General features: G+C 70.4%; 11 protein-coding genes. 5 read left to right on the forward strand and 6 right to left on the reverse strand.

The features are described from left to right. Window positions 1-133: 133 nt before the first annotated feature. The gene (locus ACY34M_RS01945) at window positions 134-1,552 is read right to left on the reverse strand and encodes an amino acid permease (protein ID WP_462717262.1); all 1,419 of its coding nucleotides are present in this window, start codon (window positions 1,550-1,552) and stop codon (window positions 134-136) included. Window positions 1,553-1,719: 167 nt separating this feature from the next. Continuing rightward, on the reverse strand, window positions 1,720-3,075 hold the full coding sequence (locus ACY34M_RS01950; protein WP_462717263.1) for an amino acid permease: 1,356 nt from the start codon (window positions 3,073-3,075) through the stop codon (window positions 1,720-1,722). Window positions 3,076-3,356: 281 nt separating this feature from the next. On the opposite strand from ACY34M_RS01950, the gene ACY34M_RS01955 reads away from it, so the two are divergent. Continuing rightward, complete coding sequence (locus ACY34M_RS01955; RefSeq protein ID WP_462717264.1) at window positions 3,357-3,938, forward strand: biotin transporter BioY; 582 nt, start codon at window positions 3,357-3,359, stop codon at window positions 3,936-3,938. A 4-nt stretch (window positions 3,939-3,942) separates the two neighbouring features. Here the strand turns inward: ACY34M_RS01955 and ACY34M_RS01960 are convergent, their stop codons facing one another. After that, window positions 3,943-4,710: an LPXTG cell wall anchor domain-containing protein gene (locus tag ACY34M_RS01960; RefSeq protein ID WP_462717265.1), complete on the reverse strand. Its 768-nt coding sequence runs from the start codon at window positions 4,708-4,710 to the stop codon at window positions 3,943-3,945. 229 nt (window positions 4,711-4,939) lie between these two features. Here ACY34M_RS01960 and ACY34M_RS01965 point away from each other — a divergent pair, with 229 nt between their 5' ends. Beyond that, a complete protein-coding gene (locus ACY34M_RS01965; protein ID WP_462717266.1) occupies window positions 4,940-6,430 on the forward strand; it encodes a serine/threonine-protein kinase in 1,491 nt (496 codons plus the stop codon). Window positions 6,431-6,484: 54 nt separating this feature from the next. On the opposite strand, the gene ACY34M_RS01970 is transcribed toward ACY34M_RS01965, so the two are convergent. Beyond that, window positions 6,485-7,903, reverse strand: a complete 1,419-nt coding sequence (locus ACY34M_RS01970; RefSeq protein WP_462717267.1) for an amino acid permease — start codon at window positions 7,901-7,903, stop codon at window positions 6,485-6,487. Between the two features lie 161 nt (window positions 7,904-8,064). On the opposite strand from ACY34M_RS01970, the gene ACY34M_RS01975 reads away from it, so the two are divergent. Beyond that, window positions 8,065-8,553 (forward strand): ribose-5-phosphate isomerase, encoded by a 489-nt coding sequence (locus tag ACY34M_RS01975; protein WP_399230799.1) that lies wholly within the window; start codon window positions 8,065-8,067, stop codon window positions 8,551-8,553. 190 nt (window positions 8,554-8,743) lie between these two features. Further along, window positions 8,744-9,565 carry an Fpg/Nei family DNA glycosylase gene (locus ACY34M_RS01980; protein WP_462717268.1) on the forward strand — a complete coding sequence of 274 codons (822 nt, stop codon included), beginning with the start codon at window positions 8,744-8,746 and terminating at the stop codon, window positions 9,563-9,565. Here ACY34M_RS01980 and ACY34M_RS01985 read toward each other — a convergent pair whose 3' ends face one another. Then, entirely contained in the window at window positions 9,566-10,798 is a 1,233-nt protein-coding gene (locus ACY34M_RS01985) for a GNAT family N-acetyltransferase (protein WP_462717269.1), read from the reverse strand. A gap of 139 nt (window positions 10,799-10,937) precedes the next feature. On the opposite strand from ACY34M_RS01985, the gene ACY34M_RS01990 reads away from it, so the two are divergent. Continuing rightward, window positions 10,938-12,110, forward strand: coding sequence for a PP2C family protein-serine/threonine phosphatase (locus tag ACY34M_RS01990; RefSeq protein WP_462717270.1), 1,173 nt, complete (start codon window positions 10,938-10,940; stop codon window positions 12,108-12,110). Window positions 12,111-12,128: 18 nt separating this feature from the next. Here ACY34M_RS01990 and ACY34M_RS01995 read toward each other — a convergent pair whose 3' ends face one another. Continuing rightward, window positions 12,129-13,310, reverse strand: a complete 1,182-nt coding sequence (locus ACY34M_RS01995; protein ID WP_462717271.1) for a cation:proton antiporter — start codon at window positions 13,308-13,310, stop codon at window positions 12,129-12,131. Between the last annotated feature and the right edge of the window lie 156 nt (window positions 13,311-13,466).

A 13,466-nucleotide genomic window follows, 5' to 3' on the forward strand; every position in this document is an offset into this window, starting at 1 on the left:
TCCGTGCCCTCCGACTGCTTATTGCAACTCTCTTGCAAGTGCAGGCTAACAGCAGGAGTGTCGGGCACAACGAAAGGGCCCCCGGACCAAGTGGTCCGGGGGCCCTTCGCGTTGAACGTTGAACCGGGTGCGGCTACTTCTTCTCGGCCAGCTTCTGCCGCGCGTAGCCGACGGCCGCGAGAATGACCGCGAGGCCGCCCGAGAAGTACAGCTGGATCCGCGTGTCGTGCTCGCGGGCCATCAGGACGAAGACGGCGACCATGCCGACGAGCGCCAGGATCGTCAGGTAGGGGTACGCCCACATCTTCACGACCAGCTTCTCCGGCGCCTCGCGCTCCAGCTTGCGGCGCAGCACCAGCTGGGAGACGGCGATGAAGAACCAGACGACGAGGATGATCGCGCCGATGGTGTTGAGCAGCCAGGCGAAGACGTCGTCCGGGCGCCAGTAGCTGAGCAGCACGCAGACGAAGCCGAATACCGCCGACATCAGGACGGCGACGCGCGGCACACCGCTCGTGACCTTGCCGATGACCTTCGGGCCCATGCCGCGGGCGACCAGCGAGCTGGCCATGCGGGAGGCGCCGTAGATGTTGGCGTTCATGGCGGAGAGCAGCGCCACGAGGATGACCACGTTCATGATCTGACCGGCCGCGGGGACGCCCAGGTGGTCGAGCGTGGCGACGTACGGGCCCTTGGTCGGGATCTCCTTCGCCGTCCAGGGCAGGAGGACCACGACGACCGCCATCGAGCCGACGTAGAAGAGGGCGATGCGCCACATCGCCGTGCGGACCGCCTTCGCGACGCCCTGGATCGGGTGCTCGGACTCGGCGGCGGCGATCGTCACCGTCTCCAGACCGCCGTACGCGAAGACCGATGCGAGCAGGCCGACGATCAGCCCCTCCGTGCCGTTCGGCATGAAGCCGCCGTGGCCGGTGAGGTTGGACATGCCGGGGGCGTCGACGTCGGGCAGCACACCGAGGATCGCCAGGACGCCGATGACGAGGAAGAGCACGATCGCGGCGACCTTGAGGGCGGCGAACCAGAACTCGAACTCACCGAAGTTCTTCACGGCCGACAGGTTCGTGACCGTGAACAGCAGCATGAAGAGGGCCACCCAGGCCCACTCCGGAACGCCGGGCACCCAGCCGTGCACGATCCCGGCGGCGCCGATGCCCTCCAGGCCGACGGCCACGCAGAGCAGGAACCAGAACGACCAGCCGGCGGTGAACCCGGCCCACGGCCCGATGCCCCGCTCGGCGTGCACCGAGAACGAGCCCGATGCCGGGTACGCGGCCGCCATCTCGCCCAGCATGCGCATCACGAGCATGACGAGCGCGCCGGATATCGCGTAGGCGAGGATGATCGACGGGCCCGCGGCGGCGATCGCCGTGCCGGAGCCCACGAAGAGCCCCGCGCCGATCACGCCGCCGAGCGCGATCATGGAAAGATGGCGCTGCTTGAGGCCGTGCGACAGCGACGGCTCGGCCGGCTCCTGTCCCTCCGGCCGCGCGTCCGCACTCTCTGCTGTGGACTGCGCTGAGTTCCCAGACATGGGTGTGCCCTGTTCAGTAGCGGTGACGGTCCTGGCGTAAACGGTGCGTAAAACTGCCACAGTCTCGGCGCACGGCCCGCTCACAGGGAATAGGTTTCCGGTATACGGACACCACGCTCACACGCCGCGACGATCATGTCGACGTTCGGTGAACGCGTGGCCACCGTTCAGGCACGCCGCGCGCGCAACTCCCGTACGCCCGCGACCGCGAGGACCAGCAGCGTCGCCCCGCTCGACCACAGCAGCTGCGGCCGCGCCGTCGAATCGGTCAGCATCAGGCCGAAGACCACGGCCATCGCGGCGATCGCCGCCCAGGTCAGCCAGGGGAACGCCCACATCTTCAACACGAGCCGCTCCGGGGCCTCCTGCTCGATGCGCCGCCGCAGTCGCAGCTGGGACACGGCGATCAGCGCCCACACGAACAGCAGCACCGCGCCGACCGAGTTGAGCATGTAGAGGAAGATCGTGTCCGGCCACTCCAGGTTGAGCAGCACCGAGATGAAGCCGAAGGCCACCGACGCCAGGACCGCGCGGCGCGGCACCCCGCCGCCGCTCACCTTCAGCAGCGACTTCGGCGCCTCGGCCCGCTCGGCCAGCGAGAAGATCATGCGGGAGGAGCCGTAGAGGTTGGCGTTCAGCGCCGAGAGCAGCGCCACGAACACCACGATGTTCATGATCTGCGCCGCCGACGGGACGCCGATCGAGTCGAGGACGGTGACGTACGGGCTGATCCCCGCCTTCTGCGCCGTCCAGGGCAGCACGGTCACGATGACCAGCATCGACCCGACGTAGAAGAACAGGATCCGGTACACCGCGCTGCGCACCGCGCGCGCCACCGAGCGGGCCGGGTCCTCGGACTCGGCGGCCGCGATCGTGACGACCTCCAGGCCGCCGAACGCGAAGACGACCGCGAGCACGCCCGAGATGACGCCCGACCAGCCGTGCGGCAGGAAGCCGCCGTCCCCGGTCAGATGGGTGAGGCCGACCGGATCCGTGTCCGGCAGCAGGCCGAAGATCGCGAGGGCGCCGAGCACCAGGAACGCGACGATCGCGAAGACCTTGAGGGCCGCGAACCAGAACTCGAACTCGCCGAAGTTCTTCACCGCCGTCAGGTTGGCGACCGTGAAGACCACCATGAAGAGCAGCACCCACGCCCACTGCGGGACGCCCGGCACCCACCCGTTCGCGATCTGCGCCGCGCCCGTCGCCTCGACGGCGAGCACCACGACGAGCATGAACCAGTAGAGCCAGCCGACGCTGAACCCCGCCCACTTGCCGAGCGCGCGCTCCGCGTGCACCGAGAAGGAACCGGACGCGGGCATCGCGGCGGACATCTCGCCGAGCATCCGCATCACCAGCATCGCGAGCGCGCCCGCGATCAGGTACGAGACGACGATGCCGGGACCCGCGACCGCGATGCCGGCGCCCGAACCGACGAACAGTCCGGCGCCGATGACCCCGCCGAGGCCGAGCATCGTGAGGTGGCGCTGCTTCAGCCCGGCGGAGAGTGGTTCGTCTTGCATGGGGCTTCAGCCGATCTCGGATGTGCGGTGCGCGCGGGTGCGCGGTTTGGCGGGAACCTACAGTCTCCCGTTCGAGCACCCCGACGTGCAAAACGGACTCGCCCCGTGACGAGCATCACCTTGTACGAGGTGTAGGTGCCGTTGTTTGTTCGGAGCCCACCAACACCGCACAGGGCCCTTTGTCGACCGGCGACCGTGATCGCCGCAACACCCCCGGGATAGCGTCACAAAGTCCCACCCTGCCCCGACCGCAAGGTCCTCTCACTGAACGCGGAGTCCCCATGAGCACCGCCGCTGTCACGACCGCCCGTCCGGGCAAGGTCCTGGCCGACCTTCTCCCTGCCTCCCGCACCAAGGACATCGCCCTGGTCCTCGGTGGCGCCGCCCTCACCGGCATCGCCGCGCAGATCGCGATCCCGGTGCCGGGTTCGCCGGTCCCGGTCACCGGACAGACCTTCGCCGCGCTGCTCGTCGGCACCGCGCTCGGCGCCCGCCGCGGCTTCCTCGCGCTCGCCGTGTACGCGCTCGCGGGCATGGCCGGGGTGCCGTGGTTCGCGGAGGGCGGCTCGGGCATGGCGATGGCCTCGTTCGGCTACGTCGTCGGCCTGCTGCTGGCGTCGGCCGCGGTCGGCGCGCTCGCCCGGCGCGGCGGCGACCGCTCGATGCTGCGCACCGCGGGAACGTTCCTGCTCGGCGAGGCCATCATCTACGCGGTGGGCGTGCCGTACCTCGCCCTGTCGGCCGGGATGAGCCTCACGGCCGCGATCGCCGCGGGACTCACCCCGTTCCTGCTCGGTGACGTCCTCAAGGCGGCCCTGGCGATGGGCGCGCTGCCCACCGCCTGGAAGCTCGCCGGCAAGTAGCCGCCTAGCGCGCGCCCGGTCCGGTCCGGCGGGTCCACCACAGGCCCGCCCCGCCGGCCGCGAGCAGCGCCGCGCCCGCCGCGCCGAGCGGCAGCACGTCGTCACCGACACCGGTCGACGGCAGGTTCTCCTCGCCGCCCGTCCTGTCCCCGCCGCCCTTGTCGCCTTTGTCGCCGGCAGGGGCGGCCGGCTTGTTCTCCGTGCCGAGCAGCAGCGGCGTGACGGGCGCGTTCGGCGAGGGGCTCGTCGTGCCGAACGGCACCGGCCCCTGCTGCCAGTACGTCTTCTTCGCGTCCCCGCTCTGCACCGGCAGACAGATCTTTCCGGTCTTTTCGAGATCGAAGGTCGCGGCGACCTTGTACGACTGTGTTTTCCCTGCCTTCAGGTTGTTTATGGGGCAGGAGAAACCGCTGTTGGATCCTTTCGGCAATTTGCTTTCCGGTATCGCGGTGCAGCCCGGCACATCCTTCACCACGAGCCCGTCGAATCCCACCACGGCCAGATGGATCCGGCCGCTTCCCTTGCTCCCCTCATTGCCGACGGTCGCGAGCAGATTCTGCGTCTCCCCGGTCCTGTTGTCGGCCGAGATCTGCTTCGGCAGCGCCGTGGTGAGCTTCACCCCGGCGGGCGCCTCGTCCACCGCCTTGCCGCCCTCACCGCTGCCCGGACCAGGTGTGTCGTCCGCCGCCGCGGCGCCCGGCAGCACCATGCCCGCCGTCACCGCGGCCGCGCACAGCGACCCGGCAATTTTGACCCGACGTCGTGACCCCATGTTCGTCCCCCTTGGTGTTTCACGATCCCCCAACCACCGTCGAATTCACGGCACTTGAAGAGGTACCACAAGATTCCTCCGCACTATGCTGGGGCGGCGCGAAGTGCCGACTTTGTGCTTCTCTGTGTTTCGGGGGTGCAGTCGATTGCCTGGAAACGCGAGCGGAGGCGTTCAGGGGCTGGTGGTGGCTTCCCGCTACCGCCTGGACGAATCCATAGGCCAGGGGGGAATGGGACGCGTGTGGCGCGCGGTGGACGAAATGCTCGACCGCCGGGTCGCCGTCAAGGAAATGCGCATCGATGGGCTCGACCCCGAGGACGCCCGCACCCGCCGCGAGCGCACGCTGCGCGAGGCCCGCGCCACCGCCCGCATCGACCACCCGGGCGTGGTGCGCGTCTACGACGTCGTCGACGAGGGCGAACGGCTGTGGATCGTCATGGAGCTGGTCGACGGCCGGTCCCTGGACCAGATCCTCGTCGAGGACGGACCGCTGTCCCCGGACGAGGTCGCGCGGATCGGCCTGAGCCTCGCGGGGGCGCTGCGCCAGGTGCACGCGGGCGGCGTCCTGCACCGGGACATCAAGCCCGGCAACGTACTGATCGAGCGCGTGGGGCGGCGCCGCGTGATGCTCACCGACTTCGGCATCGCCGCGATCCAGGACGCCAAGGCGCTCACCATGGTCGGCATGCTGGTCGGCTCGCCCGACTACATGGCGCCCGAGCGGGTCGCGGGCCGCCCGCAGGGGCCGCCGTCCGACCTCTGGTCCCTCGGGGCGACGCTGTGCGCGGCGCTCGGCGGCAGCTCGCCGTTCGCCCGCGAGACGACGCTCGCGACCCTGCACGCCGTCCTCTACGAGGAGCCGCGACTGCCCCCGGAGGCGGGTCCGCTGAGCCCGCTCCTGACCGGCCTGCTCGCGAAGGAGCCGCAGGACCGCCCCGACGTCGACGCGGTGGCCCTGGCGCTGGCGCCCGCCGAGACGCCGAAGACCCCGCAGGCGCCCCCGCCCGCGACCCGCACCCTCGACATCGGCCTGCGCCGCCCGGAACCGAAGCCGGAGCACGCGGAACCGAAGCCGGAACCCGCGGCACCGCGGGCCGCGACTGCGGGCCGCCACCGCCGCAGGACCACGCTCGTCGCGGCCGGGGGAGTACTGGCCGCGGGCCTCGCGGTGGCCCTCGCCCTCACGCTGCCGAACGGCGACCCGCGCGCGGGCGGCGCGACCCCCACGACGTCACGGCCGCCCACCGTCGAGGGCACGTCACGGCCGCCGACCGAGAGCCTTCCGGCCGGGGCGCGGCGGGAGGCGGGGTTCGCGTGGGTGCCGCCGAAGGGCTGGGAGCGGGTGGTGAAGACGGCGTCCGAGGTGCACTACACGGCACCGGACGGCACGCAGGAGCTCGTCGCCCAGTCGGCCCTCGCGAAGGACGACCTCCTGGCGACATGGCAGAAGTCCGAACGCGCCGCCCACCAGGGCCAGGACTACCGAAAGCTCCGCCTGACCCGTACCACGTTCCGCGGCCGCCCCGCCGTGGTCTGGGAGTACCTCTTCACCCTCAAGGGCGCCCGCTGGCACGCCGAACTCCTCGGCTTCGAACGGGGAAACAGGTCGTACCAGGTGGGGACGTGGTACCGGCCGGAGGTGGAGGGCCGGGCGCGCGCGATGTACGAGAAGGTGAAGCAGACGTTCACGCCAGCAACATCGAGCCCCGCCGGCGATTGAGGCGTGGGGTCCGGGGCAGCGCCCCGTGACGCCGACCCCGGACCCGCGAAACACTCACGCCTTGCGCTGAGCCAACCGCTCACGAACAAGCGAGAACCCGACCACGAACGCCGCGACGAGCAGCGACAGAAGGACCTGCTCACGCCCCGCGTCATCCGTCAGCATGTACACGAGCACGAACGAGATCGCCGCGATCGTGGCCCACGTCAGGTACGGGAACAGCCACATCTTCACGACGAGCTTCTCCGGCTGATCCCGCAGGATCATGCCGCGCATCTTCAGCTGCGTGAAGCAGATGACGAGCCACACGAACAGCGCGACGGCTCCGGAGGAGTTCAGCAGGAAGTTGAAGACGGTGTCCGGCCACTGGTAGTTGAACCAGACGGCGAGGAACCCGAAGACGACGGAGCCGAGGATCGCGGCCCGCGGCACACCGCGCGAGGTGGTCTTCGCGAAGGCCTTCGGGGCGTCGCCCCGCTGCCCGAGCGAGAAGGCCATGCGGGAGGCGGTGTAGAGGCCCGAGTTCAGGCAGGAGAGCACGGCGGTCAGCACGATGACGTCCATGACCTGCCCGGCGTGCGGGATGCCGATGGAGTTCAGCGCGGCGACGTACGAACCGTCCTTGGTGATCGACGGGTCGTTCCACGGCAGCAGCGTCAGGACGACGAAGATCGAGCCGAGGTAGAAGATGCCGATGCGCCAGATCACGGAGTTCGTGGCCTTGGTGACGGCCTTCTGCGGGTCCTCGGACTCACCGGCGGCGAGCGTGACGATCTCGGACCCCATGAAGGAGAAGACGACCATCAGCACACCGGTGAGGATGGCGCCGGGCCCCTCGGGGAAGAAGCCGCCGGAGTCGGTCAGATGCCCGAGCCCGCTGCCCGGGTTGTCCGAGCCCGGCAGCAGGCCGAACACGGCGAGCAGACCGACGATCACGAACGCGGCGATCGCGACGACCTTGATCCCGGCGAACCAGAACTCGAACTCGCCGTAGGAGCCGACGGCCGCCAGGTTCACGGCCGTGAGCACGACCATGACGATCAGGGCCCAGCCCCACTGCGGTACGCCGGGTATCCAGCCGTTGAGGATCTTGGCTCCCGCCGTGGCCTCGACGGCGAGCACCACGACCCAGAAGAACCAGTAGAGCCAGCCGATGGAGAACCCGGCCCAGCGGCCCAGGGCCTGGTCGGCGTAGGCGGAGAAGGAGCCGGAGGACGGCCGCGCGGCGGCCATCTCGCCCAGCATCCGCATCACGAGGACGACCATCGCACCGACGAGGGCGTACGAGATGAGGATGGCGGGTCCGGCGGCGGCGATGCCGGAGCCGGAGCCGACGAACAGTCCGGCTCCGATCACGCCACCGATGGCGATCATCGACAGGTGCCGGTTCTTCAGCCCTGCCTTGAGTTCGCCGTCGCCGGTGGGCGGCGTCTCGGATGCGGCCCCGGAGGTGGGGGGCGACTGCGTGGTCATGTGCACGGGTCCTTACGTTTGCGGTAAACGTGCGTTCGCATTCAACGCACCGAGGGACCCGATCGGAAGCTTTGAGTCCGGATCGTTGTCAAGGTCACGACGGGCGGCAGGCGGGCACCCGGAAGCGGCTACCCGGCGCGCGACGTGCCACACTCGGACCCATGCGCGTGTACCTCGGCTCGGATCATGCCGGCTACGAACTCAAGAACCACCTCGTCGAATGGCTCAAGGCCCACGGCCACGAGCCCGTCGACTGCGGGCCCCACATCTACGACGCCCAGGACGACTACCCGCCGTTCTGTCTCCGCGCCGCGGAGCGGACGGCGGCGGACCCGGACGCCCTCGGCATCGTGATCGGCGGCTCCGGCAACGGCGAGCAGATCGCCGCGAACAAGGTCAAGGGCGTGCGTGCGGCCCTCGCCTGGAGCGAGCAGACCGCTGCGCTCGGTCGCGAGCACAACAACGCGAACGTGATCTCCATCGGTGGGCGGATGCACACGGAGGAGGAGGCGACGAAGTTCGTCGAGATCTTCCTGGCGACGCCGTACTCCAATGAGGAGCGCCACCAGCGCCGCATCGACATGCTGTCGGCGTACGAGACGTCCGGCGTCCTCCCGGCCATCCCGGCGCACCACCCCCAGCAGGACTGAACCTCTCCCGGGCGGGGCTTGGCCATTCAAGCCCCGCCGGCGATTGAGGACAGGCCTTTAAAGCCCCTGCGGCGATTGAGCAGCGGGGTCCGGGGCGGAGCCCCGATCTTTCGAGCCCCGCCGGCGATTGAGGCGCGGGGTCCGGGGCAGGGCCCCGAGACGTCAACCACGGTTACCGAAAGGACCCGGCGTGCCCGAGGGCCACACCATTCACCGGCTCGCCCGGGACCACGCCGAGAAGTTCGCCGGCCGCACGGCCACCGTCACCAGCCCCCAGGGCAAGTTCTCCGACGCCGCGGCCCTCCTCACCGGCCAGGAACTCACCGGGACCGAGGCCCACGGCAAGCACCTCTTCCTCCTGTTCGGCGCGGAGCACTGGGTCCACATCCACCTCGGCCTCTTCGGCAAGTACACCTTCGGCCCCACCCCCGCCCCGCCGCCCACGGACACCGTCCGCCTCCGCCTGGCGAACGACACCCACTATGCGGACCTCCGCGGCCCCACCACCTGCGCCCTGATCACGGACGCCGAGAAGCAGGCGATACACGACCGCCTCGGCCCGGACCCGCTGCGCGAGGGCGAGGACCCCACCAGGGCGTACGAGCGGATCTCCCGCAGCCGCACCACCATCGCCGCGCTCCTCATGGACCAGAAGGTGATCGCGGGCGTCGGCAACGTCTACCGCGCCGAGGTCCTCTTCCGGCACGGCATCGACCCGTACACCCCCGGAAAGCACCTCACCGCGGACCAACTCACCGCCGTCTGGGACGACCTGGTGGCGCTCATGCACGACGGCGTCCGCGTCAACCGCATCAACACCGTCCGCCCCGAGCACACCCCCGAGGCGATGAACCGCGCGCCGCGCGTCGACGACCACGGCGGCGAGGTCTACGTCTACCGGCGCGCGCCCCAGCCGTGCCACCTGTGCGGCACCGAGATCCGCACGGCGGAGCTGGCGGCCCGCAACCTCTTCTGGTGCCCGACCTGCCAGCCCACCGGCACATACGCGTAACTAGAACCCGTGCGGCAGCCACGGCGCGACCGGCGAACCGAACGCCACGGACGCCTCCGCGAGCGCCCCCGGCCGCAGCTCCCGCACCCGGCCGGCCCCGGCCAGCTCCAGCAGTGACACGTCGCCGAGGTAGGCCGCGCCCAACTCCCGTACGGACAGCGCGAGATCGGCCGGCTCCTCGGTGCGCTTGCAGGACGCGCCGCCCTTCGCGTCGCCCGCGAGCCGCCAACGCCCCTCGTTCCAGGGGCAGAAGGCGTCCCGCACCTCCAACACGACGTCCACGGGGGTGAGATACGTACGCGCTTCAAGGGCCTCGGCCACATCGACCAGCCGTACGTGCATCGAGTCGCGCACCCGTACGTCGCACCGGCGGATGTCGGAGACAAGTGAGAACAGCGGATCGTCCACCGGGAGGTTCCCGCACTCCACGGTCTCCGTCAGGTCGATGCCGCACAGGAACCGCCACAGCGCCGCGTACGCCGCGGGCTCGACGGCGGTCGCCTCGCGCACCAGGACCCGGCTGCGGTCCACCCCGTGCTCGGAGTCGGGGCGGACATGGAAGCGCGTGAAGCCGACCGGCTCGCCGTCCCGCTCCGCCACGACGCACTGCAGCGGCGAGGCCCCGCCCCGGTCCTGCTCCGGGTCGAGCAGCGGCAACCGCTCCCAGCCCGGCAGCCGGGCGAGCATGCCCGGCCGCGTGCCCACGGTCCGCAGATACACGGACTCGCACCGCTCGGCGCCCTCCGCCGGGTCCACGTACCGCAGCCGCACCCCGTCGGCCTCGGCGGGCGCGTCGATCCGTACCTGCCGGGACTCGATGCGCACCGTGGCCTTGCGGGTCCCGGTGCCGTAGCCGAACCGCCCGTAGATCACGGGCTCGGACGCCGTGAGCACGGCCAGGGGCTCGCCCCAGCCGCGTACGTCGTCGAGCTGACGGCGCATCATTTCGGTCAGGATGCCGCGCCTGCGGTGCGTTGCCGCGACACTGACCATCGTCACGCCCGCCGCGGCGACGAACGCGCCGCCGGGCACCGAGACACGGAACGGAAAGGCGCCCGCCGTGCCCACGCACTCGTCCCCGTCCCACACCCCGAGGGAACGGTCCGGGACGGTCAGCTCCCGGTACAGACCACGTTCCACCGCGGACTCGGCCACCCCGCCGAAGGCCCGCTCGAGTTTCGCGTACCACTCGTCCCATTCGCTGTGTCGCAAGGTGCGCAGATCGGTCGCCATAGGCCATCCCTACCAGGGCGGGCAGCGGCGGGCGAGAGAATTTCCGTCGCGTACCGGGGCTGACGGGCGTGCCCGAAAAGGGGGACAAGTGGGACCTCCCGTGCACAGGTCCGGACCCGGTGGATAAGGTCCACGAACAATGTCGGTACGACGAGAGCGGCGAGGGCGCGAACAGCGCGCGGAAGCCGATACGTTTCCGGCCCGGTTGCGGATGCGTGTGCACCGGGTCCGCACCGCCGTGCGCAAATCGGGAGTCGACTACTTCCGTGGCGACGGCTCGGACTGGGTCGCGCTCGCCGGACTGCTCATCACGATCCCGCTGATCGCCTTCGCCACCATCCTGAACCCGGTGTGGTGCGCGCCCGCCATGCTCGTCCTGCCGATCGTCGCGGGCGGACTGCTGCTGCGCCCCGCCAGCCTGCTCGGCCTGTACGCGGCGGCGGCCGCGGCGCTGATCGTCGAATCGTTCCAGCTCGGCCCCTACACGCAGCGGGCGGCCGGGGTCACGCCCGGCACCGTGCTCACGGTCGCGGCCTGCGGATTCTTCGGGCTGCTCATCGCCCAGTTCCGCAGCCGGGTCGGCGTGCCCTGGCGGCGCGGCGGCACCATGCTCTTCGACCTGCGCGAGCGGATCCGTACGCAGAGCCGGCTGCCCAAGCTGCCGCAGGGCTGGCACCGCGAGATGGCGCTGCGCCCGGCGGGCGGCCAGTCCTTCTCCGGCGACTTCGTGGTGGCGGCCCGCACCGGCAACGGGCGCACCCTGGAGGTCGTCCTCACGGACGTGTCGGGCAAGGGCATGGACGCGGCCTCCCGGGCCCTGCTGCTCGCCGGTGCCTTCAGCGGACTGCTCGGCTCACTGCCGCCGCACGCCTTCCTCCCCGCGGCCAACGGCTATCTGCTCCGCCAGGACTGGGACGAGGGCTTCGCGACCTCGATCCACCTCGTCCTCGACCTCGAATCCGGGGACTACGAGCTGTACTCGGCGGGCCATCCGCCGGGCCTCCAGCTCAGTGCGGGCACCGGGCGCTGGGAGGAGAAGGCGGCCGAGGGCCCGCTCCTCGGCGTCTACGACGGCGCCGAGTTCGACGCCACGAAGGGGACCCTGCGCCCCGGCGACGTGCTGATGCTGTTCACCGACGGTCTCGTCGAGACCTCCGAACGGGACATCACCGAGGGCATCGACCGCCTCACCGGGGAAGCCGACCGGTATGTCACCGGCGGCTTCCACGGCGCGGCCTGGCACCTCATCGAGGCGGTGGCCAAGGACGTCAACGACGACCGGGCGCTGCTGCTGATCTGCCGGGACGCGTGAGCGCACGGCGGGCAGCCGTCACACCCCCACGCTGACCCGTGGTTCCTCGGCCGCCGGTGACCGCCCCTTGACGGGCAGGATCCGGGCCAGCCACTCGGACCGGCCGGCCGCCAGCGGGCCGAGCACCGCGAGCAGCAGTACGTACCCGGCGATGAACGGCGAGAGGCGTTCGTCGAGCCCCGCGCCCGCCGCCATCGTGGCGAGGATCAGCGCGAACTCGCCGCGTGCGAGCAGCGTGGTCGCGATGTTCGCGGCGGGCCCCGAACCGAACCCGTAGATCCTCGCGGCCCCGAGCCCCGCGAGGACGTTCATCACGAGCGTCAGGGCCACCGCGGCGAGCACCGGCCACAGCACGGTCGGCAGGTCGCCGGGGTCGATGGAGAGCCCGAACGCGAAGAAGAAGATCGCGCCGAAGGCGTCCCGCAGCGGGTGCACCAGGGTGCGGATCCGCTCGCCGGACGAGGTCGCGCCGAGCATCAGGCCGACCATGAACGCCCCGATGGCGTCGGCGACCCCGAACCACTCCGAGACCCCGGCCACGAACACGGCGACGCCGAGGAAGGAGATGACGAGGAGTTCGTCGTCCTTGGTGTTGAAGAGCTTGCCGACGATCCGGGTGCCGAACCGTGCGGCGAGCGCGAGCAGCAGCAGGAAGCCGAAGGCCTTGCCGCCGTCGAGCACGGCGGCCGACAGCGAGTCCGCGCCGGACAGGATCGGCTGCAGGGCGGCCAGGTACAGGGCGAGGAAGATGTCCTCGACCACGATGATGCCGAGGATCGGCTTGGTCTCGGGGTTTCCGAGGCGGCCGGTGTCCACGAGGACCTTGGTGACGATCGCGGACGACGAGATGCCGAGCACCCCGGCGAGGACCAGAGCCTCGGATGTGCCCCAGCCGAGGGCGAATCCGAAACCGAGGCCGGCGCCGACGTTCAGCGCGAGGTACGTCCCTCCGGCGAGGGCCATCTTGCGGCCCCCGGACTTCAGGTCGTCCATGTGAAACTCGAGGCCGAGATAGAAGAGCAGCAGGACGAGGCCGAGCGCGGAGAGCATCTCCAGGTCGTGCGGATCGGAGAGCAGCACGACGCCCGGCGTGTGGGGGCCGAGGAGTATCCCGGCCAGGATGAACAGCGGAATGGTGGGAAGTCCTATGCGTCCGCCGAGGCGGGCGAGGACGGCGGCGGCGAGGAAGGCGCCGCCCATGGCGATCAAGGTGTCTGCGTGTCCGATGGGCCCGATCCTCCTTGGTCTTGAAGCCCGGTCGTCCGGAGTGACTAGAGGCTTTGGTCAAGAGAGCGTCAAGAAAACGTCAATACTTAGCTTACCAAACGACCTGAGGGGGGTATCCGGAGCCGTGTG

The organism is Streptomyces sp. EDA2-14, from assembly GCF_054963755.1.